General features: G+C 67.9%; 26 protein-coding genes and 1 riboswitch. Of the genes, 12 read left to right on the top strand and 14 right to left on the bottom strand.

All coding sequences use genetic code 11. The features are described 5' to 3' along the window. The first annotated feature begins 5 nt into the window (after nucleotides 1-5). Nucleotides 6-821, top strand: coding sequence for an NUDIX hydrolase (locus ACOGI5_RS01680; RefSeq protein WP_419862736.1), 816 nt, complete (start codon nucleotides 6-8; stop codon nucleotides 819-821). A 6-nt stretch (nucleotides 822-827) separates the two neighbouring features. On the opposite strand, the gene ACOGI5_RS01675 is transcribed toward ACOGI5_RS01680, so the two are convergent. The 3 genes from ACOGI5_RS01675 to ACOGI5_RS01665 form a co-directional block, all read right to left on the bottom strand. Beyond that, complete coding sequence (locus ACOGI5_RS01675; RefSeq protein ID WP_419862735.1) at nucleotides 828-1,349, bottom strand: hypothetical protein; 522 nt, start codon at nucleotides 1,347-1,349, stop codon at nucleotides 828-830. Nucleotides 1,350-1,464: 115 nt separating this feature from the next. After that, complete coding sequence (locus ACOGI5_RS01670) at nucleotides 1,465-2,622, bottom strand: hypothetical protein (RefSeq protein ID WP_419862734.1); 1,158 nt, start codon at nucleotides 2,620-2,622, stop codon at nucleotides 1,465-1,467. A gap of 48 nt (nucleotides 2,623-2,670) precedes the next feature. Beyond that, nucleotides 2,671-3,849 (bottom strand): hypothetical protein, encoded by a 1,179-nt coding sequence (locus tag ACOGI5_RS01665; RefSeq protein ID WP_419862733.1) that lies wholly within the window; start codon nucleotides 3,847-3,849, stop codon nucleotides 2,671-2,673. Between the two features lie 32 nt (nucleotides 3,850-3,881). On the opposite strand from ACOGI5_RS01665, the gene cysS reads away from it, so the two are divergent. The 8 genes from cysS to ACOGI5_RS01625 all read left to right on the top strand — a co-directional run bounded on the left by cysS (nucleotide 3,882) and on the right by ACOGI5_RS01625 (nucleotide 10,737). Beyond that, nucleotides 3,882-5,084 carry a cysteine--tRNA ligase gene (gene cysS, locus ACOGI5_RS01660; RefSeq protein WP_419865417.1) on the top strand — a complete coding sequence of 401 codons (1,203 nt, stop codon included), beginning with the start codon at nucleotides 3,882-3,884 and terminating at the stop codon, nucleotides 5,082-5,084. A 36-nt stretch (nucleotides 5,085-5,120) separates the two neighbouring features. Next, entirely contained in the window at nucleotides 5,121-5,891 is a 771-nt protein-coding gene (locus tag ACOGI5_RS01655; RefSeq protein WP_419862732.1) for a ParA family protein, read from the top strand. A gap of 46 nt (nucleotides 5,892-5,937) precedes the next feature. Next, complete coding sequence (locus tag ACOGI5_RS01650; RefSeq protein WP_419862731.1) at nucleotides 5,938-6,234, top strand: hypothetical protein; 297 nt, start codon at nucleotides 5,938-5,940, stop codon at nucleotides 6,232-6,234. Between the two features lie 45 nt (nucleotides 6,235-6,279). Further along, nucleotides 6,280-7,137 (top strand): RecB family exonuclease, encoded by an 858-nt coding sequence (locus ACOGI5_RS01645; RefSeq protein ID WP_419862730.1) that lies wholly within the window; start codon nucleotides 6,280-6,282, stop codon nucleotides 7,135-7,137. Nucleotides 7,138-7,310: 173 nt separating this feature from the next. Beyond that, nucleotides 7,311-8,123, top strand: a complete 813-nt coding sequence (locus ACOGI5_RS01640) for an enoyl-CoA hydratase/isomerase family protein (RefSeq protein ID WP_419862729.1) — start codon at nucleotides 7,311-7,313, stop codon at nucleotides 8,121-8,123. 58 nt (nucleotides 8,124-8,181) lie between these two features. Further along, nucleotides 8,182-9,051, top strand: coding sequence for a bifunctional DNA-formamidopyrimidine glycosylase/DNA-(apurinic or apyrimidinic site) lyase (mutM, locus tag ACOGI5_RS01635; RefSeq protein ID WP_419862728.1), 870 nt, complete (start codon nucleotides 8,182-8,184; stop codon nucleotides 9,049-9,051). 121 nt (nucleotides 9,052-9,172) lie between these two features. After that, nucleotides 9,173-9,781, top strand: coding sequence for an NfeD family protein (locus tag ACOGI5_RS01630; protein WP_419862727.1), 609 nt, complete (start codon nucleotides 9,173-9,175; stop codon nucleotides 9,779-9,781). Continuing rightward, nucleotides 9,781-10,737 carry an SPFH domain-containing protein gene (locus ACOGI5_RS01625; protein ID WP_419862726.1) on the top strand — a complete coding sequence of 319 codons (957 nt, stop codon included), beginning with the start codon at nucleotides 9,781-9,783 and terminating at the stop codon, nucleotides 10,735-10,737. Before ACOGI5_RS01630 ends, ACOGI5_RS01625 begins: the two co-directional genes overlap by 1 nt. Before the next feature lie 8 nt (nucleotides 10,738-10,745). Here the strand turns inward: ACOGI5_RS01625 and ACOGI5_RS01620 are convergent, their stop codons facing one another. From ACOGI5_RS01620 to ACOGI5_RS01605, 4 genes are read right to left on the bottom strand one after another with little or no spacing between them, the layout of a single operon-like run. Further along, nucleotides 10,746-11,981, bottom strand: coding sequence for an ABC transporter permease (locus ACOGI5_RS01620; RefSeq protein ID WP_419862725.1), 1,236 nt, complete (start codon nucleotides 11,979-11,981; stop codon nucleotides 10,746-10,748). A 24-nt stretch (nucleotides 11,982-12,005) separates the two neighbouring features. Next, the gene (locus ACOGI5_RS01615) at nucleotides 12,006-12,707 is read right to left on the bottom strand and encodes an ABC transporter ATP-binding protein (protein ID WP_419862724.1); all 702 of its coding nucleotides are present in this window, start codon (nucleotides 12,705-12,707) and stop codon (nucleotides 12,006-12,008) included. After that, complete coding sequence (locus ACOGI5_RS01610) at nucleotides 12,704-15,100, bottom strand: peptidoglycan-binding protein (RefSeq protein ID WP_419862723.1); 2,397 nt, start codon at nucleotides 15,098-15,100, stop codon at nucleotides 12,704-12,706. Before ACOGI5_RS01610 ends, ACOGI5_RS01615 begins: the two co-directional genes overlap by 4 nt. Then, entirely contained in the window at nucleotides 15,097-15,864 is a 768-nt protein-coding gene (locus tag ACOGI5_RS01605) for a hypothetical protein (RefSeq protein WP_419862722.1), read from the bottom strand. The genes ACOGI5_RS01610 and ACOGI5_RS01605 overlap by 4 nt, the downstream gene beginning before the upstream one ends. A 152-nt stretch (nucleotides 15,865-16,016) precedes the next feature. Here ACOGI5_RS01605 and ACOGI5_RS01600 point away from each other — a divergent pair, with 152 nt between their 5' ends. Beyond that, nucleotides 16,017-16,937: a P1 family peptidase gene (locus ACOGI5_RS01600; protein ID WP_419862721.1), complete on the top strand. Its 921-nt coding sequence runs from the start codon at nucleotides 16,017-16,019 to the stop codon at nucleotides 16,935-16,937. 307 nt (nucleotides 16,938-17,244) lie between these two features. Then, nucleotides 17,245-18,447 carry an acyl-CoA dehydrogenase family protein gene (locus ACOGI5_RS01595; protein ID WP_419862720.1) on the top strand — a complete coding sequence of 401 codons (1,203 nt, stop codon included), beginning with the start codon at nucleotides 17,245-17,247 and terminating at the stop codon, nucleotides 18,445-18,447. Nucleotides 18,448-18,468: 21 nt separating this feature from the next. On the opposite strand, the gene ACOGI5_RS01590 is transcribed toward ACOGI5_RS01595, so the two are convergent. Further along, nucleotides 18,469-19,263, bottom strand: a complete 795-nt coding sequence (locus tag ACOGI5_RS01590) for an enoyl-CoA hydratase/isomerase family protein (RefSeq protein ID WP_419862719.1) — start codon at nucleotides 19,261-19,263, stop codon at nucleotides 18,469-18,471. A 43-nt stretch (nucleotides 19,264-19,306) separates the two neighbouring features. Continuing rightward, nucleotides 19,307-20,464 (bottom strand): pyridoxal phosphate-dependent aminotransferase, encoded by a 1,158-nt coding sequence (locus ACOGI5_RS01585; protein WP_419862718.1) that lies wholly within the window; start codon nucleotides 20,462-20,464, stop codon nucleotides 19,307-19,309. A gap of 96 nt (nucleotides 20,465-20,560) precedes the next feature. On the opposite strand from ACOGI5_RS01585, the gene ACOGI5_RS01580 reads away from it, so the two are divergent. Then, nucleotides 20,561-22,057 carry a cobyric acid synthase gene (locus tag ACOGI5_RS01580; RefSeq protein ID WP_419862717.1) on the top strand — a complete coding sequence of 499 codons (1,497 nt, stop codon included), beginning with the start codon at nucleotides 20,561-20,563 and terminating at the stop codon, nucleotides 22,055-22,057. A gap of 69 nt (nucleotides 22,058-22,126) precedes the next feature. Here the strand turns inward: ACOGI5_RS01580 and cobO are convergent, their stop codons facing one another. From cobO to ACOGI5_RS01555, 5 genes are all read right to left on the bottom strand, one after another. Next, nucleotides 22,127-22,723, bottom strand: coding sequence for a cob(I)yrinic acid a,c-diamide adenosyltransferase (gene cobO / locus ACOGI5_RS01575; protein WP_419862716.1), 597 nt, complete (start codon nucleotides 22,721-22,723; stop codon nucleotides 22,127-22,129). Beyond that, complete coding sequence (locus ACOGI5_RS01570; protein ID WP_419865416.1) at nucleotides 22,720-23,556, bottom strand: ABC transporter ATP-binding protein; 837 nt, start codon at nucleotides 23,554-23,556, stop codon at nucleotides 22,720-22,722. The genes cobO and ACOGI5_RS01570 overlap by 4 nt, the downstream gene beginning before the upstream one ends. Then, nucleotides 23,550-24,593, bottom strand: a complete 1,044-nt coding sequence (locus ACOGI5_RS01565) for a FecCD family ABC transporter permease (protein ID WP_419862715.1) — start codon at nucleotides 24,591-24,593, stop codon at nucleotides 23,550-23,552. The genes ACOGI5_RS01570 and ACOGI5_RS01565 overlap by 7 nt, the downstream gene beginning before the upstream one ends. Before the next feature lie 3 nt (nucleotides 24,594-24,596). Beyond that, nucleotides 24,597-25,655: an ABC transporter substrate-binding protein gene (locus tag ACOGI5_RS01560; protein WP_419862714.1), complete on the bottom strand. Its 1,059-nt coding sequence runs from the start codon at nucleotides 25,653-25,655 to the stop codon at nucleotides 24,597-24,599. A gap of 52 nt (nucleotides 25,656-25,707) precedes the next feature. Continuing rightward, a riboswitch (adenosylcobalamin (AdoCbl) riboswitch) is annotated at nucleotides 25,708-25,852 on the bottom strand. A gap of 23 nt (nucleotides 25,853-25,875) precedes the next feature. Next, nucleotides 25,876-26,250 (bottom strand): DUF2784 domain-containing protein, encoded by a 375-nt coding sequence (locus ACOGI5_RS01555; RefSeq protein WP_419862713.1) that lies wholly within the window; start codon nucleotides 26,248-26,250, stop codon nucleotides 25,876-25,878. Between the last annotated feature and the right edge of the window lie 28 nt (nucleotides 26,251-26,278).

Below are 26,278 nucleotides of genomic sequence, written 5' to 3'. Positions count from 1 at the left end.
GCCGCATGACTGATGCCCCCGCAGCGCCGCCCGCGCCGATCGACGCGGCGACCGTCGTGGTGCTGCGCGACGGCACACCTGCGGCTGCGCCGGGTCACGGTTTCGACGCCGCGGCGAGCGACGCAGGAGCGCACATCGAGGTGCTCATGCTCCAGCGAAACTCACGAGGGTTCTTCGGCGGTATGTGGGTGTTTCCCGGCGGCCGAGTGGACCCGCCCGATCGTGACACCCCCGGCGATGTGGTGGCGGCGTGCGACCCTCGCACCGCTGGCGCAAATGGCCTGCATGACGGCGACCGGCGCGGCTTTCGAACAGCAGCAGTGCGGGAGGCGCACGAAGAAGCCGGCATCGACTTGTCTCGCGCCGAGCTGACTCACTTCGCCCACTGGCTGCCGCCGCCGATCCGCCCCAAGCGGTTCTCGACGCACTTCTTCATCTGCGAGGCGCCAGCCGACCTCGAGGCGGTGCGCGTCGACGGAAGCGAGATCCTCGACCATGCTTGGGTGTCACCGGCGGCCGCGTTGGAGCGGCGCGCAGCCGCCGAGATCGAATTCGTTACGCCCACGTTCGTGACGCTCACCTGGCTGTCAGGATTCACCCGCACTGCCGATGTGCTGGCCTCGATCAAGGGCCACACGTGCTTCCACACGCAGATCATCCCGTCGCCGGATACCGATCCGGGCCACATTGCCGTCTATGTCGGCGATTCGGCCTTTCCCGACGGCGATCTGGATGCCCCCGGCCCGCGCCGCCGCTGCATCATGGTCCGCTCAGGCTGGCGCTGGGAAGAACACGACGGTGCAGACACCGCCGTGGCTTGAGCAGCCTCAACTGCTCGGGCGCAGCTGTCTGGCTTCGGGGACGAGGCGAGCGATCTGGCGTTCCTGGGGAGGACCGTCGGGACCTCCGCCGGGACGGGCTGCCCGGAAGTCGACAGCAGCGATAGCCGGGTCGGCGCCGAAGGCCACCATTGTCAGGATCCCGATCACCGCCGTGCGAGCCATGCCGGCACCGCAATGCACGAGGACGCTGTCGCCGCGGTCGAGCGCTGCGACGACTGCCTCTACGAGTTCGAGCACCGGCCCGTCCGTCGTCACGCCGCCGTCGGGCGTGGGCAGCCAGAGTGCCCGGGGGCTGCCGGCGGTGTCGCTGTGAGTGGCGAGCCACTCGCCGTAGTCGGGATAGCGCAGCTCGATCTCGTGCGGCGTCAGCATGCACGCCACGACCGATACGCCCACGCGATCCAGCGCGCCGCTCGGGTCCGGCCCGACCGCGGAAAAGTTGGTCACGAACAGGCGGCCCGTCCCCCCAGCGGCCCGAAGCGGGATCTCGTCGATGCGGTGCAGCACGGTGTTCGCTACTGGTCGTCCTCAGAGGCTGAGCCGACAGGCGAAGCCGTGGCCCGAGCGGCCCGTGAGCGACAGCGAACAAGAGCGGGAAGCATCGGGTGCGACAACGAGGGGTTCATCTGTCCGCGCCCCTCTCACGGAACCGTGCGAAACGCCGCTTCGGCTCCTCGGGCGGCTCTGGCAGGGGCGGCCAGGCTCCTGACAGCTCCTGCTGGCCGGAACGGCGCACCTCGTCGAGCTCGTCGCGTGTGTAGGGCTCCGGACGGGGATCGAGTGCCCGGTAGCGGGCCTCGGCACTCGCGAAGTTCTCGTCGGTGATCAGGTCATCGATCAGCGCGCACGGTTCCCAATCGGCTCGCGGCCCCAGATAGACGTAGCCGTCGGCCACCTCGCGCAGTCGCAGCGAGGTATCGGCTCCGTCGAGGGAACCATGCACCTCCGTCATCGCGACGCTGCCGAGCGTTGACGCTGCCAAGTCCAGGCCGAAGCGGATGTCGGTGCCGCCTCGCCCTTCGGGCGAGCGTGAGATCAGCTCCTCGACCCGTTCGGTGGCGGCAGTGTCGGCCACAGTGCCGTGGAACACGACTCGCCGGCATCCGTCGCTCATCCAGCGCCACAGGAGGTTGCCTGCGGACGTTGTCGGTGAGCCGTCGACCCACTCGACGAGGCCGGTGGTGGTGGCGGCGACGCTCATGTACACGAGCGCACGCTCTCCCCGGCGGAGCACCTCGGTGGTGAGCACGCTCGCAGCGTGAAACGCAGACATGTCCCGGTAGTGCCCGCCGAGCGACCAGTTCCGCAGCCCCAGCTCGCCGGCAGAGCGGCCGTCGAGCAGGTCGGGGTCTTCCACGTAGGTGGGCAGGCCCAGTGCGATCACACGGATGGGCCGCCGGTCGGCGTCCCGGCGGCGCTCGGCTTCGTTGTGCCTCCAGACCGCGTGCAGAACTTCGGCGTACTCCTCGTAGCCGAATCCGGCACCGAGCAGATCGACGAAGAGATCGGCGCAGGCTCGGCTGTCCCACACCGGCGCGTTGATGAGGGCATCAAGCTCGGCCTGACTGCGCGAGTTGGTGAATTCCCAGGCGAGATTCTCCACGCCGTTGTCGGCTAGCTCGGTGAGCGTGCCCGCCAGGAAACCCAGGTGCTGACGGACCCCCACCTGATCGCCGAGCAGGACGATCTGGTGGCGACCGCAGAGATCGCCCAAGTACTCCTCAGGGGACTGGAGCGCGGACACGGGCCGCTCATCGTCGGTGGTGGTTTCGGGCGGCACCGCCTATGAGTCTGCCGCTGGCGGCCCGGAATCTGACAGCGCGCGGATCTACAGCACCTGTGTCCAGGCCAGCTCTGCTGCCGCTGCCGATTCGGACACGGCCGCCGCAAAGTCGCCGGGGGTCGACTTCTCGTCTCGCAGCGCCGGATCGAGGGCGTACCGCCTGGCGTGTTCCACGTACACCGCAGGTACCGGCTCGGGCAGCGGCGTCGGCGCCCGGCGCTCGTAGTCGGGTTCGAGGTAGATCCAGCCGGTAGCAAGGCTTCCGAGCGGCGCGCGATCGAGGCTCGTCGTGCAGCCGAGCCGGGCTGCGGGCCCCTGATCGACGTCGAAGGCGAGCGGCACGGCCAGGTCGTCGTGCATGGCAAACGCTGCGTCGAGCACGCCGTCGGCAACCAGCGCATAGTCGCAGAGCTCGCCGTCGGCTGGCAGAGGTTCGTGGATCAGCACGGTGACGGCGCGATCGGCGACTACCTCGTACACACGGTTCGCTGCGCCCACGACGTGACCGCCCACGATCTCTGCGTCGATCGCATCCCACACCCGGTGGGGCAGCCGTCTCGCCCGGGTAAGCGCGTGAGCTGTGCGGGCAAGCACGAGCGCGCGATGACCCGGCTCGATGACCTCGGCAAGCAGCACATCGCACATGTGTGCCGACACCGGGCCGCGGCTGCGCAGGTGCGGCCACGCGTACGAGGTGCGCAGGTCGGCCGTGTCGGTGACGGCATCGAGGTCCAAGTCGTAGTCGAGCGCCAGGACGCGCATGTGCGGCCCGCCGCCGGCGAAGCGACGGTTCACCTCCCAGACCGCGCTCAGCACGTTGAGGTATTCGCGGTAAACAAAGTTGTGGCGTATGCCCCAGCGGAGCAATGCGTCTCGCGCGAGCTGCTCGTCGAACGTCGAGCCGGTGACCACCGCGTCAAGCCGAGCCTGGTCATCGACGCACGCGTACTCCATCGCCACGATGCCTACGCCTGACCGGTAGGCCGCTGCCACGAGATCCTGCAGGAACAGCCCGGCGCGGCGTGTGGGGGTGTGGTGGCCGACGAAGACGACTTGGTGGCGCTCGAAGAGATCGCACACGTAGGTGAGGGGGTCGGAGCCGTGGCTTCTCAGCCATTCGGCAAGCTCATCGATGAGCGCGGGTTGGAGCGGCGGCAGCTCCCGGCGATGCCGGTACAGGGCAATCCGCTCAAGCAGCGCACGATCGCCGCCACGCTTGTCCACCCGCTCCGACAGTACCGTGTCGGGCCGTGGGAATGCGCATCTACGACACCGCGCAGCGCTCCGTCGTCGAGATGGAGCTCGGCGATCACGTCGGCATGTATGTGTGCGGCATCACGCCCTATGACGCCACCCACCTGGGGCACGCCGCCACCTATCTGGCCTACGACCTGCTGATCCGCCGGCTCGAAGACATGGGCCACACGGTCACGCTGGTGCGCAACTACACCGATGTCGACGACAGCATCCTGCCCAAGGCGGCTGAGTTGGGCGAGCACTACCTGTCGTTGGCCGAACGAGAGATTGATCGCTTCGAAGCCGACATGGCGGCACTTCGAACACGGCCTGCGGCACACGAGCCGCGGGCCACCCGGTCTATCGACGCCATGATCGCCATGATCTCCCGACTGCTCGATGCCGGGCATGCCTACATCTCCGCAGATCGAGTCTTCTTTGACGTCACCACGTTCCCAGAATTCGGGAAGCTGTCCGGCTACAGCGCCGACCGCATGACCGAGCTGGCCGCCGAGCGCGGCGGCACACCCGACGATCCCCGGCAGCGCAACCCGCTCGATTTTGTGCTGTGGCAGGCCAGCACAGACGGCGAGCCATCGTGGCCGTCGCCGTTCGGCCCGGGACGGCCAGGCTGGCACATCGAGTGCTCGGCGATGGGCTACGCGGCGCTTGGCAAGACCATCGACATTCATGGCGGGGGTGGCGATCTGGTGTTCCCCCACCACGAGTGCGAGATCGCGCAAAGCGAGGCCGTGCACGGCGCTCCGCTGGCCCGCTACTGGGTGCATGCGGGACTCGTGTCCTACCAAGGGCACAAGATGTCGAAGTCGCTCGGCAACCTGGTCTTCATCTCCGATCTGCGTGCCCGCGTCGACCCCAGGGCCATCCGGCTGGCGCTCATGGCGCACCACTACCGCACCGAATGGGAGTGGTTCGATTCGGAGGGCCTCACGGCCCAGCGCGAGCTGGACACGCTGGTGGCAGCCGCCGCCGGCGCTTCGCCTGCCGCCGGATCGGGCGACGGGTCATCGGGCCTGCTCGCCGAGGTGCAGGCTGTGCTGGATGACGACCTCAATGCGCCGCTGGCTCGCACTGCGATGCTCGCCGCCGCCGCTGCCGTCGAGCGAGGGGCCGCCGGTGCCACGCTGCGGGGCGAGCTGGTGGCCGCGGCGGCCCTCTGCGGCATCGACTTGTCCTCGCCGCTGGCGGCCGCAGCGCCGTGATGCGATGCTCGCTCAGGCCCGACTGAGGCACTCGCGATGACGACGCTGGCAGTGGTCAATCAGAAGGGCGGCGTGGGCAAGACCACGGTCGCACTCGGCATTGCTGAGGCAGCGTGCGCTTCAGGGCTGAACGTGCTCGTCGTGGATCTCGACCCGCAGTCCAATGCGTCGGCTGGCCTCGGTGTGTGGAGCGGCTCGCCGAACGTCGATGACGCACTCGCCGATCCGACCCCGGGCGCTGCGCTCGCGGCGGCCACCGACGCTCGCTGGCCGTCCGACGGGCCGTGCCCGCAACTCGTCCCGGGCAGCTATGCGCTCGCGAGCCGGGAACCGCAGATGGCTGCTGACCTGGTGGGTGCGCAGGATCGGCTGCGCATCGCGCTCGCCGGCGCGAACCATGATCTCCTTCTCATCGACTGCCCGCCGTCATTGGGCCTGCTTTGCATCAACGGGCTGTTCGCAGCCGACCGTGCGCTGGTGGTGACCGAACCAGCCGCCTGGGCAGCCGATGGCGTCGATCTCATGCGGTCCACCGTCAGTCGAGTCGCGCAACGCCAGGGCACGCCCACGATTGCGGGCGTCGTGCTGAATCGTGTGGGGCGCACGCGTGACAACGCCTATTGGGCCCAGCAGCTCGCTGAGCGCTTCGGCGCCGAGTTGTTGCCGCCCATCCCGCAGCGGGCCGCCATCGCCGAGGCCTCCGGGCAGTCGCTGCCGCTGCGGGCGCTCGGTCGCAGGCCCGGCGCACCCGAAGCGGTGCAGGCCTTTGATGGGCTGTGGGCCGACTTGCAGAGCCGATTGGCCTGACGGGTCGGCGGTACGCTCGGATTGCTCGCCGCTGCAGGGCTTGAATATGGCCAACTACGACCCGAACCGACCACGGCCGAGTGTCGACGGCACGGCCGCGCTCCCGGGCGATCTGCCCGCAGCTGAGTCCGCCGAAACAACAGCCGCTCCGACCGCCGCAGGCGTGCCGGTTGCCGACACCGATGCCGATCCGGCTCCCGCGCCTGCATCGCACCTGCTGCCGCGTCAAGCCGAGCCGGTCGACCGGCGCCTGCTCGCAGCGTTCGGCGGGGCCGTCGCCGTCGGATGGCTGATTGCCGCGGTCGTGGCGTGGTGGCTGTGGCGGCGCTGGCGCAACCGCTGAGAAACCATCCACGCGCCCGATGAGCAGATGGGCCACGCTGTGAACGTGGAACCCCGCATCGGCAGCGCGGCAGTCGACTATGCGCAAGAGGTCGAGCTTCCGCGGAGCCTGAGTCCTTCAGGCGCGTCGACGTTCCGGCAGTGCGCGAGGCGCTGGAAGTTCCGCTATGTCGACAAGCTGCCGGACCCTCCCGGAGAGCCGGCGCTGCGCGGCACGTTCGTGCATCACGTGCTGGAGGAGCTGCTCGCGGTCGCGCCCGCACAGCGCACGCTCGAACGAGCTCGTGCCATCTGCCGGGATCTGTGGCCACAGCTCGCCGGGAACCCCGACTTTGTGGCGTTGGAGCTGCCTGAAGCCCAACAACGGGCCTTTCGATGGAACGCTTGGACCGACATCGAGGGGTACTTCCAGCTGGTGGATCCCGCGGCCGTCGACGTGGTGGATCGCGAGCGCGACATCCACACGTCGCTGGACGGCGTGCCGTTCCGGGGCATCGTGGATCTCGTCGACCGGGTGCCCGAGGGTCTGCGAATCACCGACTACAAGACCGGCCGCCCGCCCTCGCAGCGCTTCCTCGACAGCCGCCTGTCGCAGGTCTGGCTGTATGCGGCCGCGCTGGAGTCGGTCGGCGACGACGTCAGCGACGTGCGGCTGCTGTACCTGGGCGAGACAGGCGCGGGCCGCGACGACCGCCGGCCCACCGAGATCGCACGGCCATTCGACGCCGACGCCGTCGCGGCGGCGGTCGACGAGCATTGCGACACGTGGGGTCGGATCACGGAGGCCGCTGCCACCGGCTGCTTCGAACCCACGCCGGGCCCGCTGTGCAGCTGGTGTCCCTACCGCGACGACTGTCCCGAAGGCCAGCTCGAGCACCGGCGGAGGACCGGGCTGGCTGCCTGACCCCGATTGCGGAGGGCGGACTCGCCCCCTGCTCCAGTGATCCAGCAGGTCCCAACGTCGCAGAGGGCAAGTCCGCCCTCCGCAATCTCGACGTGCGCCCCTGGCTGCGTGAGCGCCGCTGCGCGCACAGCGGCCATGCTGTAGCCCGATCCTGCGAACTTGGGAGCATCGACATGAGCGAGTTTGTGTACGAGCAGATCACTGTGACCGACAGCGACGACGTGCGGGTGCTGACACTGAACCGGCCGGAGAAGCTGAACGCGTGGACGCCGCGCATGCATGCCGAGCTGACGCACGCGGTGCGGGCTGGCAACGACGATCCGTCGATCGGGGCGTTCGTCATCACTGGTGCGGGCCGCGGTTTCTGCGCCGGCGCCGACATCGCCGAGGTCTTCGCGGCCCGCATCGATGCGGCCGATGAGGCGGGCAGCAGCGTGGGCGAAGCGGCGGCTCACGATGACTCGGCTGCAGACGACTGGGTCGAGCTTGTGCGCGGCTCCAAGCCCATGGTGGCGGCAATCAACGGCGCTTCGATCGGCGTCGGCCTCACCATGATCCTGTCGATGGACTTCCTCATCGCCCACAGCGAGGCCAAGCTGTCGTGCCGCTTCGTGAAGATGGGCGTCACGCCGGAACTGGCGTCATCGCACATCCTCATCCAGCGCTGCGGCTGGGGCGCGGCGTCGGACCTTGCGTTGTCCGGCCGGATTGTCACCGGCGCCGAAGCGGGTGAGATGGGCCTCGTCGACGACGTCACCGATGGAGACGTGCTGGAAGCGGCCCTCGCACGGGCGAGAAGCTACGCAGAGAACCCGCCCACCATGCTGCAGCTCACCAAGCAGTTGCTGTCCGTCAACGGTTCTGACACCGATCTGGCTGCGGTGCAACGCCGAGAGCTGGAGGCGCTGAATGTCGCTCGTGCATCCGACGATCACCGTGAGGCAGTGGCTGCGTTCCTGGAGAAGCGCCCGCCGAAGTTCCGCTGATCCGGACGTGACACCGATCGCTCCGGCACCCGAACCGAGGCCTGTTTCCTGAGCCGCCATGCCTGAGCTTCCCGAGGTGGAGGTCGTCCGGCGCCAGCTGGAAGGACCGCTCACCGGTTGCCGGATCGTCGAGGCGTGGGCCCACCCATCGCGCAAATTCGCTTCGGGCACCGATGCCGTCGGCAGCGAGATCGAGACGGTGCGCCGGCGCGGCAAGTATCTGATCGCCGAACTGGACTGCGGGCGTGACCTGATCGTGCATCTCGGCATGACCGGGCGGCTGTGCTTCGCCGATGTGCCCGAGGCTCATGAAATGTTGTCACGCCCCGTCGACGGGCCGGCAGCCGAGGTGATGGCACAGAACGCAGTGAGCGCTGGTGACCCGTATGTGCGGGCGTGGTGGCGTCTCGACAACGGCGAGACCCTCTGCTTTCACGATGTGCGCCGCTTCGGCCGCATCGCCGTCTGCGACCGGGGCGACTACCGGGATCTGCCCACGCTGGCTGCCATGGGTCCCGAGCCGCTCGAGGGCGGCCTGGAGGCTGCTGCGTTCTGGCAGGCGAGCCGACGGTCCAGCCAGCGCATCAAGACCCAACTGCTGAACCAGCGGCTGGTCGCCGGTGTCGGCAACATCTATGCCGACGAGGCGCTGTTCCTGGCACGCATCAACCCGTCAGCCCGAGCGATCTCGAAGCCGAGAGCCGAACGGCTGCTGGAAGCGCTGCGAGATGTGCTGCGAGCGAGCATCGAACGCGGCGGCAGCACGCTGCGCGACTACTACAGCCTCGAAGGCGCAGGGGACAATCAGAAGTACTTCGTCTGCTACGGCCGGGCGGGCGAGCCGTGCGTGCGCTGCGGCACCGAATTGCGCCGCCGGGTGCTGGACCAACGCTCCAGCACCTGGTGCCCCCAATGCCAGAGGCGCTGAGGGAGCAACGCGCCTGCTGACATCACGCGGGCAACATCAACAAGCACGGCAGAGGCGCTGACGCGGCAACGGGCTCGCTGGGGCGGGGCATACTTGCACCACGTCCGACGAGGGGGTTCGGGTGGACAACGAACTGTGGCGATGGGTCTGGGTCGCGGTGGCGATGGTCATGGGCATCGGTGAGATCTTCACCGCCGGCTTCTTCCTGCTGCCGTTTGCACTCGGTGCGGTGCTGGCTGCAGCCGCGGCGTGGCTCGACCTGCACGGCGCCGTCCAATGGCTGCTGTTCTTCGGCGGCACGGCAGTCTCCATGCTGGTGCTGCGCCGCTTCATGGGCCGCCAGGACCGCCCCGACGACCTTCCGGTCGGCGCGAACCGCTACATCGGCATGTCGGGACGCGTCGTTGAGCTCATCGATCCGGTGAACAACACCGGCCGGGTGCGCGTGGAATCCGACGAGTGGCGGGCGGCCTGCCAGGAGGCGGGCCGCATCGAGGAGGGCTCGCTGGTGCGGGTTGTCGCGCTCGCTGGCACCAAGCTGCAAGTCGAATTCGTCGAGCCGCCGCCTGACGACTACGTGCCCCATGTGGACCCGACCGCGCCAGGGCCGAGCCCAGATGCTCCTGGGTCACCGGCCGACCTCGATGCCGGTGACGGCAGCAGCGACGCCGCCGGCGCAGACCAGCCGCCCGCCCCAGACGACGAGACCGCCACCCCAAGGAGCGACTGATGGACAGCATCAACCCCGGAGTCATCCTCCTGGCAATCATTGCGCTCGCGATCTTTGTGATCGCCGCGAAGGGCCTGCGCATCGTGCGGCCCTTCGAGCAGGGCCTCATCGAGTTCCTGGGCAAGTACCGGATGACGGTCGAGCCGGGCCTTCGCTTCGTCATCCCGTTCGTGCAGCGCATCCTGAAGGTGGACATGCGCGAGCAGGTCGTGGACGTGCCTCCCCAGGAGGTCATCACCAAGGACAACGTGGCGGTCACCGTCGACGCCGTCATCTACTACGAGCCCACCGACCCGGTGAAGCTGAAGTACGCGGTCGGCAATTTCATCATCGCGGTGACCAAGCTGGCCCAGACGAACCTGCGCAACGTGGTCGGCGATCTGCAGCTCGATGATGCGCTGGTGTCGCGCGAGGTCATCAACTCCAAGCTGCGCCAGATCCTCGACGACGCCACCGACAAGTGGGGCACCCGTGTGGTGCGAGTCGAGATCCAGCGCATCGAGCCGCCCGCCGATGTGACCACCGCCATGCACCGCCAGATGAAGGCCGAGCGTGACCGGCGTGCTGCCGTCACCGAGGCCGAAGGCGAGAAGCGTGCGGCGATCCTGCAGGCGGAGGGTGTGAAGCAGTCGCAGATCCTGCGGGCCGAGGGCGAGGCCGAGGCCATCAAGCGGGTGGCAGATGCCGACAAGTACCAGAAGCTGACCGTGGCTGAGGGTGAGGGTCAGGCCATCGAGCGTGTCTTCCTGGCGATCCACAATGGCGATCCCACCGACGACCTGATCGCCATCAAGTACCTCGAAGCGCTGCAAGGCGTTGCGAACGGCCAGGCCACCAAGATCTTCCTGCCGCTCGACACCAGCGGCGTGCTCGGCGCCGTGGCCGCGATGGGCGAGATGTTCCGCGAACGCAGCGACGCCGCTGCCGTTTCCGGCGGCGCTGAGCCCCCCGAATAGCCGGCGAATCAGTCCGAGCGGAGGGCTTCGGTCGGCGACACTCTGGCGGCCCGGATTGCCGGGTAGAGGCCGGCGATCGCTCCGATCAGGACCGCCGCGGCGAGCCCGCCGACGAGTGCCACCGTCGGGATGATCACCCGCCACCCCTGCGCGGTCGCGTACACGTACGTCACCGACACTCCCATCAGCACCCCGACGGCACCGCCCAGCGAGGCGAGCGTCAAGGCTTCGGTGAGGAACTGGCGACGGATGTGCGCCCGTGTCGCCCCGATGGCTCGGCGCAGGCCGATCTCGCCCCGCCGTTCGATGACGCCGATCACCATGACGTTTGCCACGCCGATGCCGCCGACCAGCAGCGCCACTGCCCCGAGGCCCAGGAACAACCCGGTGAAGGAGCTCTCGGCTGCCGATCTTGCCTCCAGCAGGTCCGATGGCCGGCTGATCTCGACTTCTTCTGGATTCTCAGGATCGATCGTTCCGGCCAGCACGTCACGAGTCGCGTCGATGTGATCTTCGTCGACACGCACATAGACGACGGTCGGCGCGAGCTCGACGTCGTAGTAGGTCTCCGCCGCGAGGTCGCCGATCAGGACGGCCCGGTCGAGGTCCGCCGCCAGCGCGAACGGCTCGAGAACTCCGAGGACTTCGACCCAGCGTCCTCCGATGTACAGCTCGACGGGAGTGTCCAGGCTGCGAATACCCAGGCGTTCAGCCGCCACCGCGCCGACGACGGCAACTGGATGCGCCCGCGTCGCTTCGGTGAAGAACGCTCCCTGCGCGATGCTGCCGTTCAGCGTGCCCATCAGCCCTGGATCGGTCGCGAACACGCTGATCCCGCCCGTGCGATCCTCGGGCACGAGGTCGTTGCGGTAGACGCCGACGCCGACGCTGTACACGGCCGCCGTGGCCTCGACGGTCGAGACGCGGCCGACGGTTGCGACGGCTGTGCCGGGCAGTGCCGCATCGCCAGCACCGAACCCTGATCCGGCTTCGACAGTCAGCAGGTTGGTGCCGAGGGCACCGATCTGATCCAGCAGCGCCGACTTGGACGAATCCGACAGGCCGAGCACGCTGACCAGCGACGCGATGCCGATGGCGATACCCAGAGCCGACAGAACGGAACGCAGCTTGCGGGCTGCGAGCGATCCGAGACCGACTCGAATGACTTCAGAGAGACGCAGGCGACTTGGCGCGATGGCACCGACGGGGGTGCCGTGAGCCGACTGCGCTGGCTCGAAGGTCACCGGGCCACCAAGTCAGCGGGCGCGTCAGCGACTTGCGTCGATGCGGATGTCACGTTCGAGCCGTCCATCGAGGATCTGCAGTTGCCGAGGCAGTGCTGCAGCAATCGCCTCGTTGTGCGTGACGATCACGATCGTGCGGCCTTCTTCGTGCAGCGACCCGAAGAGATCCATGATCGATGCCGATGACGCAGAGTCGAGATTGCCCGTGGGCTCGTCGGCCAGGATGAACGCAGGTCGATGGACCAGTGCGCGAGCAATGGCCACTCTCTGCGTTTCCCCGCCGGACAGTTCGTTGGGTCGGTGCCAGATGCGGTCGCCGAGCCCGACGCGCTCCAGCACGGCCTCCGCGGCCGTGCGCCGTTCTGCGCGCGAGGTGCCGGTGTAGAGCAAGCCGTTTGCGACGTTGTCGATGATGGGAATTCCGGCCAGCAGGAAGAAGCGTTGGAAGACGAAGCCGACGCGACGGCCCCGGATTGCTGCGAGACGGTCGTCGGGCAGCGCTGAGGTGTCGATTCCTTCGATCAGCACCGAGCCGCTCGTCGGCTGGTCGAGCGTGCCCATGACGTGGAGCATCGTGGACTTGCCGCTGCCCGACTGCCCGACGACCGCAACCATCTCGCCCTGGCAGATCTGCACGGTCACCCGATCCAGCGCGATCACCGGCGGTGAGCCGGCGTAGCGCTTGGATACATCACGCAGCTCGATGGCCGGTGCCGCGGGATTCACCGCGGAACCACGATGCGCATGCCGGCCTCGAGTTCGGGGCTGATCACCTCGACGTCGCCGTCGACGAACAGCCCGGTCTCGACGCCCACGAGACGCACCGAGCCGTCGGCGTTGAGCACTTCCACAGCACTGCCGCCTTCGACGAGGGCGAGCAGGGCAGTGGCGGGCACCACCAGGGCGCCGGGGATCAGCGTTTGGGTGATCTCGACGGTGACCGTTGCGCCGATCCAAATCGGCGAGGCGGGCTCGGAGAGCAGGATCGTCACCTCGACATAGTTCTCGCCCGTTTGGGTGTCGAGCACAGGCGAGGGGTTGATGGCGGAGACGGTTCCGGTGACGTCGGAGTCGTCCGGCAGCTCGACATTGACTTCGATGCCGACCGAGACGAGGTCACGATCGCCGAGCGGCAGATTGGCTGTGACCCGCTGCGTTGTCGTCATGCTGGCTCGCTCGGGAGTCTCGACCACGGTGAGCGAGACGAGCGTCCTGCCGGCTGCCAACTCTTGACCGATCTCGATGCCCGGCTCCCAGGATTCGATCACCGAGGGACCTGCGACGAAGAGCACGTCAGCGGTGCCCACCATGCCGTCGATGTGCTGCCCGGTTGCTTGCTGCCAGCGCCCCACCGCGGCAGCGGTGTGATCGTCGAAGACGCCGTCGACCGCGAACGCGTCGTCTCCGAAGCCCAAGCTGGCCAGGTTCTCTTCGAGCTGCCTGATGTCGGGGCCTTCGAGGCCGACCGTCATGTCTCGGTACGTCGGGATGCTGCCGTAGAGGAGGTGCAGCGGTCGGTGTGTCTGTCCGTGAGCAGTCACTTCCGCTTGGGCGCTGACGAGCTCCGCTTCGGCGCTGGCCAGAGACGCTTCGAGTGCTGCGAGTTCTGCGGCGGTCACCTCAGCGAGCAGGTCAGCAAGTGCCCGCTCTGCGGTCAGGATGGAGGCGTCTGCCGTATCGATCTCAGCCTGCGTAGGCCCGGAGCGAAGATCGGCGAGCGATTCTTCGGCGGCGTCGAGGTCGGCGCGTGCCTGCGCGTACTGAACATGGGTGGGACGCTCAAGCAGGTCCAGCCGTTCTTTGGCGGTGAGCACTTGGGCTTCGGCTTCGTTGATCTCTGCCTCGGTCGGGCCTGCGAGCAGATCGGCGAGCGCCTCTTCGGCAGTCAGTACCTGGGCTTCGGCTTCGTTGATCTCTGCGTCGGTCGGGCCGGCCAACAGGTCGGCCAGGGCCTCTTCAGCAGCCAGTGAGCCGGCTTGGGCATCGTCGATCTGGGCTTGGGTGGGGCCTGCCTGCAGGTCGGCGAGGTTCTGTTCGGCGGTGAGAACGCGGGCTTGGGCGTCGTCGATCTCGGCATCGGTTGGACCTGTTTGGAGAGCAGCGAGGATCTCTTCGGCAGTGAGCAACTCCGCACGCGCCAGCTCGACTTCGACTTCGTTGTCGGAATGCTGAAGCTCGTCGCGGAGCCTCTCCCAAGCAGCCAGCCGATTCGCCTCTGCTGTGTCGATTTCGGCTTCGGATGGGCCTGCTTGCAGGTCGGCGAGTGCTTGTTTGGCTGTTTGCACTGCTGCTTGTGCTGTGTCGATTTCGGCTTCGGATGGGCCTGCTTGCAGGTCGGCGAGTGCTTGTTTGGCTGTTTGCACTGCTGCTTGTGCTGTGTCGATTTCGGCTTCGGACGGCCCTGCTGTCAGATCGGCCAGTGTTTGCTCGGCGATCTGCACCGCCACTCGTGCTGTGTCGATTTCGGCTTCGGGTGGGCCCGCCTTCAGCTCGGCCAGTCTGGCTTCGGCTGTAGCGATCTCTGCCCTCGCAGACGCGAGGTCACCGGCTGTGGGATTGTCCAACGCGTCCAAGGCCTCTGATGCAGCAGCTACTGCAGCTTGAGCGCTGCTGATCTCCGCGGGGCTCGGCGGTTCGATCAGCCGGTCGCGGGCCTCGACGGCCTCCGCCACTGCAGCCCGCGCCGCTGCAGCGTCAGCTTCGTCGGGCCCAGAGGTGGCGTCGTCCAGCTTGTCGGCAGCGGCCGACAGCGCATCTCGAGCCGAGGCCACCCCAGCGAGGACGCGCGCGGTCTCCGCCTCTGATGGCTCATAGCGGACAAGGTAGATCTGCTCGCCTTGACGCAGGATCGTCCCCTCGTCTGCAAGGTGCATAAGCACGCCGTTATCGCGAGATGTGAGCGTGACCGTTCCCTCGTAGTCGAGGGTCCCGGAGATCTCCAGATACTCGGTGAGATCACGTTGGGTCACCGTGACGGTGCTGATCTCGGCCTCTTCTGCCTGATCGACGCTGTCGCCGTTGTCGGCGCCAGACATGAGCAGGATGACGACGGCGGCGGCGACGACAACCACAGCCACCACTGCGGTGCCGAGCAGCCGGCGCTTGCGCTGAGGGGTCACTGTCCGCCTCCACGGCCTGGACCAGCGGGCAGTCGGTCGCCGCAGACCTCAAATGCTGCACTCACGTCTGCATCGTCGAAATCAAGCCCGCCGAACGGCCTCCCGCCTCCGCTGCCGGGGCCGAACGCATTCGGGTCGGGGTCGGATACATCGACGCCCTCGTCGCGCATGCACTGGGCGAATTCGAGCAGGCGATCCATGAGCTCGATCCGGACTTCGTCGAAGTTCTGCCCGCCGGGACCGAGAGCCTGGCCGTCGATGATCTCACTGCACGCGGCTTGAGCTGCCGGCAGATCCGGATCGCGGCCGATGGCCTGGAGACCCTCGGCGTCCTGTCCGCCGGTGCCTCTGCCGGGACGCAGTCCGAAGGTGATCGTGCCGTCGGCCTCCACGACGGGATCGGGAAACTCGACGCCGTTGTCGCGCATGCACTGGGCGAATTCGAGCAGGCGTTCCTCATCGGTGAGATCGTCGGCGTCGTCCGATGACGTCGTGTCGTCAGCAGCGGTGTCGTGGGCAACGGATTCTTCGGCTCCGGTCTCGTCGGCGGTGGTCGTGGTTGCGGCCTCGTTGCTGCGCTGCGTCACACCCGCCGCGGATGTAGGTTCTTCGGCGCCAGCGGCCGTGAGGGTCTCATCGGGTGCGGCGGTAGTCACCCCCTGCAGCGTGGCGAGGCCACTGGAATCGTCGCCTCCACAGGCAACCGCCATGAGCGCAACGAGTGTCCCGACTGCGACACGTGTCGTCCACAAGAGTTTGGGCATGCAGGAGGTCCTCCGAGTCGGGCGGGCCGCACCGTACGAACCGATTGTGAGAGCCGGTTAAGGACTGGCTGAGAGCTGGCTAAGAACCGCGCAAGTCCTTCGCGTCGCCGAAATGGACCCAGATGACGAGCCAGCGCGTAGGGTGCGCGGCCATGGCGTTGGGGTTGCCATCGGTGCTGGTGGGCTCGTGGACCGACGAGGTCGCGGAGACGGGCGTGACGGTGGTGCTGCCGCCGGCGGGCACGCTGGGCGCGATTGCGGTGCGAGGCGGGGCCCCGGGCACTCGCGAGGCGGCGGCACTGGGGCCCACTGGTGCCGGCGTCGAATGCCACGGCGTGGTGCTGTGCGGCAACAGTGTGTTCGGGCTCGCAGCAGCCGACGGCGTGGTGCGGTGGTGCGCCGAGCATGGCCGCGGGCTGGACATCCGCGACAGCATCGTGCCGGTGGTGGGTGCCGCTGTGCTGTACGACATCGCGGGGCCTGACAGTCCACGGCCGACCGCCGAGGCCGGCTGGGCTGCCTGCGAGGCCGCCAGCGCTGACGAACCCGCCACCGGGCGTGTGGGCGTCGGGCGGGGCTGCACGATCGGCAAGGTCGCTGGTCGGGACTTCTCCGTGTCGGGCGCACTGGGCACGGCGGTGGAGCGCTCGGGCAATGTGGTCGTCGGCGCGCTCGTGGCGGTCAACGCCTTGGGTGACGTCATCGACGCCGATGGGACCGTGCTCGCCGGTTGCACGGCGCCGCCCGGGGCTGAGCGCTACCCGTATGACCCGGTCGAGGCGATTCCCGGATTCACTGGCCGCGGCACGGCAAAGCCGGAATCGCCCGAGCGCGGCAATACGACGATCGGCTGCTTGGTCACCAACGCCCGGCTCACCAAACCAGAGGCCTGCCGTGCGGCCGACCTGGCGCACACGGGCATTGCCCGGGCTATCGAGCCCCCGCACACGAATTTCGACGGCGATGCGCTGTTCCTGCTCGCGACCGGCGAGGTGGACACCCAGCCTGATCTGGTTGCGACGCTCGGGGCAGCCGCAGTCGCGAGAGCCATCAGATCGGAATTCGTTACCTGATCCGGTCGCGTCTGTGGCAATCTGGTTGCACCAGAGAAAGGGGGTGGTCCAAGCAATGCCGAAACGCAACAGGACTCTGGAGGTGGCCGGGCGCTGAGGCGACCCGCTTCCGAGAAGGGGACGTCTCCATCAGGTGGCGACTCCAACCCGGACCACCGAACCCCACAAGATCCGCGTGCTGGTCCTCACGCGGCCGCGGCCCCGCCTTCGGGCGGCGGCGCGAACATGATCTTCGGGTAGCAGCAGGCCCCTGCTCAGTCGAGCGGGGGCCTGTTCGCGTCTCGGGGCCCTTCGCTAGGGTCCGCACATGGACTTCGATTGGCCGGACGACGACGATCCTCGCCGTGTCGCAGTGCGCGACTGGCTCGACGATCACGACGGCAACCCCAGCCAGGAGGCGCTGGCGCACGCGGGCTATGTGGCCCCGCACTGGCCCAAGCCCTACGGCCTCGAAGCCGACCCGATCACCCAACTGCTGATCGACGAGGAGCTGGCCTCGGCCGGCGTGAAGCGCCTGGCCGGCGGCATCGGGCTCGGCTGGGCAGGGCCGACGATCATCTACGGCGGCGATCAGGTTCAGATGGACCGGTACCTGTGGCCGATCCTCACCGGTGAGGAGGTCTGGTGCCAGCTCTTCTCCGAGCCCGACAGCGGCTCTGATCTGGCGAACCTGGCCACCCGCGCCGTGCGCGACGGCGACCGGTACATCGTGAACGGTTCGAAGATCTGGTCCTCCGGAGCGCATCGCAGCAAGTTCGGCATCCTCATCGCTCGCACCGATCCGGACGTGCCCAAACATCGGGGTGTGTCGTACTTCATCTGCCCGATGGACACTCCCGGCCTCGAACTGCGCCCCATCATCGACATGACCACCGCGTACTCGTTCAACCAGACGTTCTTCACCGACATGGAACTGCCGGTGGAGAACCGGATCGGCGACGAGAACGACGGCTGGCGGCTGGCCAAGGTCACGCTCGGCAACGAGCGGGTGTCGCTCTCAGGCGAGGGGGCGCTGTGGGGCAGCGGCCCCAGCGCGGCAGATCTGCTGGATGTCATCCGTTCTGCCGGTGGATTGAGCGATCCGGTGATGCGCGACCGGGCCGCACGCCTTCACATCGAAGGCGAGGTGCTGCGCCTCATCCGGCTGCGAACGCTGAGTGCTCGCCTGCAGGGTCGCCAGCCCGGACCCGAGGCCAGCGTGCGCAAGGCGCTCGCCGACGATCACGGCCAGCACGTGATGACGCTGGCCAAAGATCTCTCAGGCGCCCATGGACTGCTGGCAGACACGGGGCCGCTGGGCACCTCCCCCCAGTTCCCCAAGACGCAAGCGGTGGTGGAGGGCTGGAACGGTTGGCACGGCGGCTACCTGTTCAGCCCGGCTCTGACGATCGGCGGCGGCACCTCCGAAGTGCAGCGCAACATCATCGCCGAGCGGGTGCTGGGCCTGCCCCACGACGTCGACGTGGAGTCGGGCAAGACCTGGGCCGAGTCTCGCGCCACCCTCGCCTGATCAACCGCGGCCCGCCCGGCGCTAGCGGCCGGTGAAGGTGGGTGATCGCTTTTCGAGGAAGGCCTTGACGGCCTCCTTGGTGTCGTCGGTGGTGAAGTTGAGCGACTGGGCCATGCCCTCGCCCTCTAGTGCCGTCGCGAAGTCGGCCGAGGCGTTGAGGGTGAGCAGACGCTTGGTCATCGCGACCGCGATCGGCGGCCCGGCAGCGAGGCGGTCGGCCCAATCGTCTACAAAGGCGTCGAGCTCGCCGTGGGGCACCACCTTGTTGACGATGCCGAAGTCCTCCGCCTGCTTGGCATCGATGACCTCCGCGAAGAATGCGAGTTCCTTGGCACGGTGCAGGCCGATGAGCCGGGGCAGGATCCAGGTGCCGCCGAAGTCCACGCTGAGCCCGCGGCGGGAGAAGATCTCGCTGAAGCGAGCTTGATCGGAGGCCACGATCAAGTCGCACGCCAAGGCGAGGTTCATGCCCGCGCCAGCTGCGACGCCATTCACCTTCGCGATGACCGGCACCATGATCGAGTAGAGGGCCGACACGGTCTGGTGAATCACGTTCAGCCCCTGCAGCGGATGCCTGCGGGGGCCGTCGCCGTCATCGGCGGCCAGGTCGGCACCGCTGCAGAAGGCATCGCCGGCGCCGGTCATGACCACGCAGCGCACCGTGGGGTCACCGCCGATCTCGTTCCACGTCTCGCGCAGCTCGGTGAACATCTGGGGGCTCGCCGCGTTGAGGCGCTTGGGCCGGTTCATGGTGATGGTCACCACGCCGTTGTCTGCCGCGTCGATGATGAGCGTTTCCAGTTCTGCCGATTCCATGAACGGCGACGCTAGTTCTGGGGTTCGCGTCGCGCCCGAAGGCTCAACTCTGCTGGCGCGCCCAATCAGTGAGGCGCTCGACGGTCTGGGTCATGTCGTCGTTGCTGCCGGCGAACGAGAAGCGGATGTAGCGGTGGCCTTCGGCCGGGTCGAAATCGATGCCGGGCGTCGTGGCGATGCCCAGATCGGCCAGCCACCGTGCAGCCAGCTCGGCGCTGTCGTCGGTGAGATGGTCGACGTTGGCGTACAGATAGAACGCGCCGTCGGGCGGGGCGATGCGATCCAAGCCCGCAGCCGGCAGACCGTCCAGCAGGATCTCACGGTTGGTGGCATAGCGGGCCACGTTGGCCTCTAGCTCGTCGATGCTGTCGAAGGCGCCGAGCGCAGCGTGCTGGCTGACCGTGGCGGCGGCGATGGTGGCGTTCTGCGCGAGTCGCTCGACGGGGGACACCAGTTCGGGCGGCAGCAGGAGCCAGCCCAGCCGCCACCCGGTCATCGAGAAGTACTTGGAGAAGCTGTTCACCACGACGGCACTGGGGCTCGATGCGGCGGCCGTTGCAGCGGGCGTGCCGTAGGAAATGCCGTGGTAGATCTCGTCGGAGATCAGGCGCACGCCCGCGGTGTGGCACCAGCGCGCCAACTGGTCCAGTTCGCCGGGCGGCAACATCGTGCCGGTGGGATTCGCCGGACTCGCCACCACGAGCCCGTCGAGTTCGCCGACTTGTTCGAGCATTGCAATGGTGAGCCGGAAACCTGTCTCGGCAGTGACTGCGATCTCGACCACCTCGATGTCCAGCGCCTCCAGCGTGTTGCGGTAGCAGGGATAGCCGGGTGCGGTCACCGCCACCCGGTCGCCGGCTTCGAAGCACGACAGGAAAGCCAAGGTGAACGCGCCGCTGGCGCCCTGGGTCACGACCAGGCAGTCAGCGTCGGCGCCGTGGCCGTACCAATCGGCGTAGTGCTGGGTCAGACGCTGGCGCAGCGGCTCGATGCCCACCGCCGAGGTGTACCCCAGCACGTCGCCGTCGATCGCCGCCTTGGCCGCTGCACGAGCGCCTGCGGGTGCCGGAGTGGACGGCTGGCCGACCTCCATGTGCACGACGTCGCCGCCGGCCGCCTCCCGGTCAGCAGCCGCCCGCATCATCTCCATGACGAAGAACGGCGCGATGTCTGCCCGCCCCGAGACCTTCAGGCCGCTCACGATGCTGCTCCCGCCGCTCGCATGGCGTCAGAGGCTAAGTGGCGGAGCGATTCAAGCTCGCCTGAGACCAGAGCGGTGCATTTGTACGCTGCCGCGGTGACCGAACGCGCCGCCCATGACGCATTGGCACCTGGTCTGATGGTGTGCGGCACGGCTTCGAACGCCGGCAAGACCACCATCGTGGCTGGCCTGTGCCGGCTGCTCGCGAGGCGGGGCCTGCAGGTCGCGCCGTTCAAGGCGCAGAACATGGCGCTGAACTCGGCGGTGACCGTGTCGGGCCACGAGATCGGCCGTGCCCAATTCAGCCAGGCTCAGGCAGCGGGCGTAGAAGCCAGCGTGGACATGAACCCGGTGCTCATCAAGCCGACGTCGGACACCGGTGCCCAGATCGTGGTGAAGGGCAAGCCGTTCGCGACAATGACCGCTGCCGAGTATCACGAGCACAAGCCCGAACTGTTCGAGCTGGTGCTGGCCTCGCTGAAGCGCCTGCAGCGCGAATTCGATGCCGTCGTGCTCGAGGGCGCCGGCAGCCCGGCCGAGATCAACCTTGCCGCCAGCGACATCGTGAACCTGCGGGTCGCCGAGCGTGCAGGCCTGCCGGCGATCGTGGTTGGCGACATTGACCCGGGAGGCGTGTTCGCGGCGCTCTTCGGCACCGTCGCATTGCTGCCGCCCAGCCAGCGCGATCTCGTGCGGGGCTTCGTCATCAACAAGTTCCGCGGTGATCCGGCGCTGCTCGGCGATGGGCTGGCAGACATCGAGCGCCGCTGCGGCGTGCCCGTGCTGGGCGTTCTGCCGATGCTCGACGGCATTCAGATTGACGCTGAGGACTCGGTCGCGCTCGCCGAGCTTCCCCCGCCCAGCGCTGAAGCGCACCTCGACGTTGCTGTCATCGCGTTCCCGTGCCTGTCGAATTTCACCGATTTCGATCCGCTGTTCGGCGAGCCGGACGTTGCCGTGCGGTTTGTGCGCTCGGTGCGCGAACTCGGCAGGCCCGACGTCATCGTGTTGGGTGGCTCCAAGGCCACTGCCCAGGACTTGGCGTGGATGCAGTCGCGAGGCCTCGCGCAGGCGGTGGAGGCGGCAGTGTCCGACCAGGACGCCGTGGTGCTGGGAATCTGCGGCGGCTACCAGATGCTGGGCCGCAGCATCACTGACGAGGTCGAATCGCGCTGTGGGCGGGTGCCGGGCTTGGGCATGCTCGATGTGGAGACCGTGTTCGAGGACAGCAAGGTGCTAGCTCAGCGTCAGGGTGAGGCGTTTGGCGCCCATGTCGAGGGCTACCAGATCCACCACGGCCGGGTGCGCCAATGCCCAGACGCAGATGGCAAGCCATGGCTTTGGCTAGATGGCGAACCCGACGGCTGGCGCGCTGGGCGCGTCATGGGCACAACGCTCCACGGCCTGTTTGAGAGCGACGCCTTCCGCCATGCGTTTCTCGCACGTGTGGCTGCGATCGGTGGCTGCGGATTGGCGCCGGCGCCCGGCTCATTCGCCGAACGCCGGGATCAGCAGTTCGACCGCGTCGCCGACGCCCTCGAAGAGCATCTCGACATGCGGGCGCTCTGGCAGATCATCGGCCTGCCGGCCTGAGCGAGAACAGGCCAGTACGAACAGAGGCCAGAGCTGCGGAGGCTCCTGCCGCCTCTGCAGCGGACGCACCTAGTAGTCGATGCCCTTCTTGGCGCGGATGCCCGAGTCGTAGGCGTGCTTGGTCTTGTGCATCTCCGTCACGGTGTCGGCCAGGTCGATCATCCACTCCGGTGCGTCGCGTCCCGTCAGCACCAGTGAGACGCGTTCAGGCCGGTTGCGGAAGGTCTCCTCCACGTCTGCGGCATCGATCCATCCCCAGTTCAACGGGTAGGTGATCTCGTCGAAGATCACCAGTCGGTAGTCGCCTGCCTGCACCAGCGCCTTGCCGTGCCGCCACGCCTCGCGCGCCTCGGCCTCATCGCGTGCGAGGTCCTCGCTGTCCCAGGTGAAGCCTTCGCCCAGCGACCAGAAGTCGATGCCCAGCGGCTCGGCCATCATCTGCTCGCCGGTCACCCAGTTGTCCGACTTCAGGAATTGCACCACCGCGACGGGCCACTCCCGCGCTCGTGCTCGCATCGCCATGCCGAAGGCCGCCGACGATTTGCCCTTGCCGTCGCCGGTGTTCACCACCACCAGGCTGCGCGCGGTGCGCAGGCCATCGGGGCGAGGATCATCGGTGGGCGGAGCGTCGGTGGGCGTTGAGCCGTCAGGTTGTGTTGCATTCATGAGTGGTCTCCATTCTGTGCGGTGCCGCTTCTCGTCGGCGCCGCCGTGGCGGCGTCTGGCGTTGTCGTTGCCGTGGGCACGATCACCGGGCCCTCGGGATCGTCGATCACCCGGACCTGGGCGTCGAAGTGCTCTGCGATGTTGGCGACGGTGAGCACCTCGCTGGGCGTGCCCCGTTGCGCGATGGCGCCTCCCGCCAAGATGGCCACCTGGTCGCCGTAGCGGGCGGCGAGGGTCAGATCATGCAGCGTGGCAACGACTGTCAAGCCGCGCTCGCGACGCAGCGCGTCGACCAAGTCGAGCACATCCTGCTGGTGCCCAAGGTCGAGTGCGGTTGTCGGTTCGTCGAGCAACAGGATGTCGGCTTGCTGCACCAAGGCTCTGGCGAGCACCGTGCGCTGGCGTTCACCTCCTGACAGCGACTGCACAGTACGGCCCCCGAATCCGACGAGGTCGAGGCGCTCGAGCACGTCAGCGGCGATCTCGCGGTCAGCCGACGTCTCGCCGGCGAAGATGCTGCGGTGGGGCGTGCGGCCGAGCAGCACGTAATCGGCGACGAGCATGCCCCGGGGGATGACCGGTGTCTGCGGCACATAGGCGACCTTGCGAGCCCGTTCGGCGCGTCGCAGCTTCGTGAGACCTTCGATGCTGATGTCGCCGTCGTAAGCCACGAGGCCCAGCACGGCGCGCAGCAGGGTGGTCTTGCCGGCCCCGTTCGGGCCGATGATGTTGATCCACTCGCCTTGAGCGACAGTCAGATCGACGCCACCCAAGACGTGGGTCCCGTTGAGCCGGACGTCGAGCGACTGCAGGTCGACGGCGGCGGTCACCAGATCTCCCGGCGGCTCGTGCGCAGCACGAACACGAAGAATGGCGCTCCGAGGAATGCAGTGACCACGCCGATCGGCAGCTCGGCGGGGGACAGCACCGTGCGCGCGGTCAGGTCGGCCAGCACGAGGAATGCCCCGCCGAACAGCACCGAGAGCGGCAGCAGCACTCGGTTGCTGGTGCCGAAGATCAACCGGATTGCGTGCGGCACGATGATGCCGACGAAGCTGATCAGCCCGCTCACCGACACGGCTGCGGCCGCGCCGAGCGACGCCGCCACCAGGACGATCAGCCGGATCCGGCGGGGTTCGAGGCCGAGCGCCGCCGCCTCTTCGTCTCCGACGGCAAGCACGTCGAGCGCCCTCCGGTAGCGCAGCACGATGGCCGTGGTCACCAGGAAGTACGGCAGCAGCAGCGCCGGCTCGGACCAGCCCGAGGTGGCGATCCGACCGAGGAGCCATGCGAGGATCTGGCGGAACGCATCCGCGTTCGCCTGCAGCAGATACGTCTGGCAGGCCGCCAGAAAGCTCGCCACGGCGATCCCGGCGAGGATCAGCGAGGCCGTCGAGCGTCCGCCGATGTGTCCCGCGAGGTAGGCAACGGTCACCGCGCCAAGCGCGCCGCCGAATGCAGCGAGCGGCACGAGGTCGAACATGCCGGCGCCGTCGCCGATGTCGTTGACGATGGCGATGGTCGCTCCCAGCCCGGCGCCGGCGGCGATGCCGAGCAGGTAGGGATCGGCGAGGGGGTTTCGAAATGCCGCCTGATAGGTGGCACCGCTCATGGCCAGCGTTGCGCCCACCAGCAGTCCCAGCACGACCCGTGGCAGCCGGATGTCGGTGACGATCGCCTTGTGCGCGTCGTTGAGGCCCGACTCGACGGCGACGCCAGGCAGCAGATCGGCGAGCTCCATGAGCACCCGCGGAGCTGCGATGCCGGCCGGGCCGATAGTCAGCCCTGCGATGACAGCGACGATGACGGCGACGAAGCCGGCGACGAGCGCCGGGGCCCGCAATCGCGAAGCCCCCAGCTCAGTGGGCATCGGTCAGCTCGCTGCGCCGATCGAGACGACGGCATCGGAGATTGCCGCGATGAACTCCACGAGGCGCGGACCCCAGCGCGACACGATGTCGTCATTGAGCTCGACGACCCGGCCGTTCTGGACTGCGCTCAGCAGGTCCCAGCCCGGGCGGGCAGCGATCGTCTCAGCGTTCTGGCCGCAGCACAGCGTGTCCGCCAGGAAGATCAAGTCGGGATCGGCGTCCACGATGTACTCGTCGCTGAGCTGCGGATAGCCGTACGAGCTTCCGTCCGAATCGGCAGGATCGGCAATGTTGTGCAGTCCGAACAGCAAATACACCTGCCCGATGAAGGTGCTGCTGGTCACCGAATACAGACCATCGGTGAGCTCGTGGTAGTAGGTCAGCCCTGAAGCGTCGGGTGCGGCGTCGATAAGGGCGGCGATCTCGCTGCGCATATCCGAGATCAGGGCAGCGGCTTCGTCGGCCTGTTCGGTGGCGTCGCCGAACAGCGCGATCTGCACGTAGACCTCGTCGAAGGTTGCAGGAGCGTCGATGGGAAGCACCGCGATGCCCAGCGATTCGAGGTTGGCCTCGATGTCGCCATCGCTGCCCATGACGACGAGATCGGGGTCGTAGGACGCAATGGCTTCGACGTTCGGCTGCCAGCCGCTCAGGTCGGTGACCGGGGCCTCTGGCGGGTAGTACGAGAACTCATCGACAGCGACCACACGGTCGCCGGCACCGATCGCGAACAGGATCTCGGTTCCAGTGGGGGAGATGGAAACGATCCGCTGGTAGCGATGCTCGGGCTCTGCGGGCGCCGGCTCAGTGTCCCCGGTCTCTTCGGCGTCCGCAGCCGCTTCTTCAGGCTCGTCCGCTGGCGCAGCGGCTTCGGTCGTGGTCGTCGGAGCCTGTGTCGCTGCCGGCGCTTCGGTGCTGGCAGCGGCGTCCGTGGCCGGCGCAGCTGCCGGGCTGCTAGTGGTGTCGTCACTGCCGCAGGCTGATGCCAGCAGGAGCAGCGATGCCAGTGCCCACAGCAGGCGCAACGGCAGTGCGGCTCGCCTGGTCGGAATGCGGTTCATGGTGTTCTCCCTTCTGCTCGAGTTCAGGGCCGAGCAGCGGGAGCACCCACCGCACGAGCCGCTCCTTGCCTCGAGGAATCGGTTCGCGTGATGGCGGCCGGGAGGCGACCGGACTCGTCCCCCGGAGGGGCATCACCGTTGCGGGACAGTGCCGGGATCTCACCGGCTTCGCTCACGACAACCGGGCGTGAGTCTAGGAGCTGCCCCGTCGCCGTGTTGCCTAGTGGGATGCGGCAGACGAGCCGGTCTTGCGCATGCGCCAGTAGCTGACCGTGATCGGCACCGTCAGGGTGACCAAGATCCCAAAGTTGACCCGGCCGGTGATGCCCGGCGGGTACACCGGTTCCACCAGGTAGTTCGAGATGAAGCCGGTCTCATACGGCTCCCGACCGGCCTGGCGCAGAAGCCACTTCTCCCACACCGTCAGGGGACAGTCCGAGCCGGTGATGTTCACCACGGCAGCAGCGCCGATGGCGCCGAGGTGCCACTTCATGAGCTTCGGCCAGCGCTTCGCCATGAAGCCGCCGACCAGCAGGAACACGATGTAGCTCAGGTGCGAAGCGGCCACCAGACGCGCCAGCCCGACAGCGACCATCGCCGCGACGCTACTGGCGAACAGCCCT

The sequence above is a fragment of the Candidatus Poriferisodalis sp. genome, assembly GCF_965208925.1.
Classification (GTDB): Bacteria; Actinomycetota; Acidimicrobiia; order Acidimicrobiales; family Poriferisodalaceae; genus Poriferisodalis.
Note: the sequence above shows the minus strand (reverse complement) of the source record. Positions and strands in the feature narration are given on the sequence as shown.

What these genes read in the sequence shown, in the direction of transcription:
- ACOGI5_RS01640 (WP_419862729.1), top strand. Translation starts at nt 7,311, where the DNA reads ATGAGCGAGTTTGTGTACGAGCAGATCACTGTGACCGACAGCGACGAC.
- ACOGI5_RS01600 (WP_419862721.1), top strand. Translation starts at nt 16,017, where the DNA reads ATGGCGTTGGGGTTGCCATCGGTGCTGGTGGGCTCGTGGACCGACGAG.
- mutM (WP_419862728.1), top strand. Translation starts at nt 8,182, where the DNA reads ATGCCTGAGCTTCCCGAGGTGGAGGTCGTCCGGCGCCAGCTGGAAGGA.
- ACOGI5_RS01595 (WP_419862720.1), top strand. Translation starts at nt 17,245, where the DNA reads ATGGACTTCGATTGGCCGGACGACGACGATCCTCGCCGTGTCGCAGTG.
- ACOGI5_RS01555 (WP_419862713.1), bottom strand. Translation starts at nt 26,250, where the DNA reads ATGGTCGCTGTCGGGCTGGCGCGTCTGGTGGCCGCTTCGCACCTGAGC.
- cobO (WP_419862716.1), bottom strand. Translation starts at nt 22,723, where the DNA reads ATGAATGCAACACAACCTGACGGCTCAACGCCCACCGACGCTCCGCCC.
- ACOGI5_RS01650 (WP_419862731.1), top strand. Translation starts at nt 5,938, where the DNA reads ATGGCCAACTACGACCCGAACCGACCACGGCCGAGTGTCGACGGCACG.
- ACOGI5_RS01655 (WP_419862732.1), top strand. Translation starts at nt 5,121, where the DNA reads ATGACGACGCTGGCAGTGGTCAATCAGAAGGGCGGCGTGGGCAAGACC.
- ACOGI5_RS01565 (WP_419862715.1), bottom strand. Translation starts at nt 24,593, where the DNA reads ATGCCCACTGAGCTGGGGGCTTCGCGATTGCGGGCCCCGGCGCTCGTC.
- ACOGI5_RS01605 (WP_419862722.1), bottom strand. Translation starts at nt 15,864, where the DNA reads ATGCCCAAACTCTTGTGGACGACACGTGTCGCAGTCGGGACACTCGTT.
- ACOGI5_RS01590 (WP_419862719.1), bottom strand. Translation starts at nt 19,263, where the DNA reads ATGGAATCGGCAGAACTGGAAACGCTCATCATCGACGCGGCAGACAAC.
- ACOGI5_RS01680 (WP_419862736.1), top strand. Translation starts at nt 6, where the DNA reads ATGACTGATGCCCCCGCAGCGCCGCCCGCGCCGATCGACGCGGCGACC.
- ACOGI5_RS01625 (WP_419862726.1), top strand. Translation starts at nt 9,781, where the DNA reads ATGGACAGCATCAACCCCGGAGTCATCCTCCTGGCAATCATTGCGCTC.
- ACOGI5_RS01560 (WP_419862714.1), bottom strand. Translation starts at nt 25,655, where the DNA reads ATGAACCGCATTCCGACCAGGCGAGCCGCACTGCCGTTGCGCCTGCTG.
- cysS (WP_419865417.1), top strand. Translation starts at nt 3,882, where the DNA reads ATGCGCATCTACGACACCGCGCAGCGCTCCGTCGTCGAGATGGAGCTC.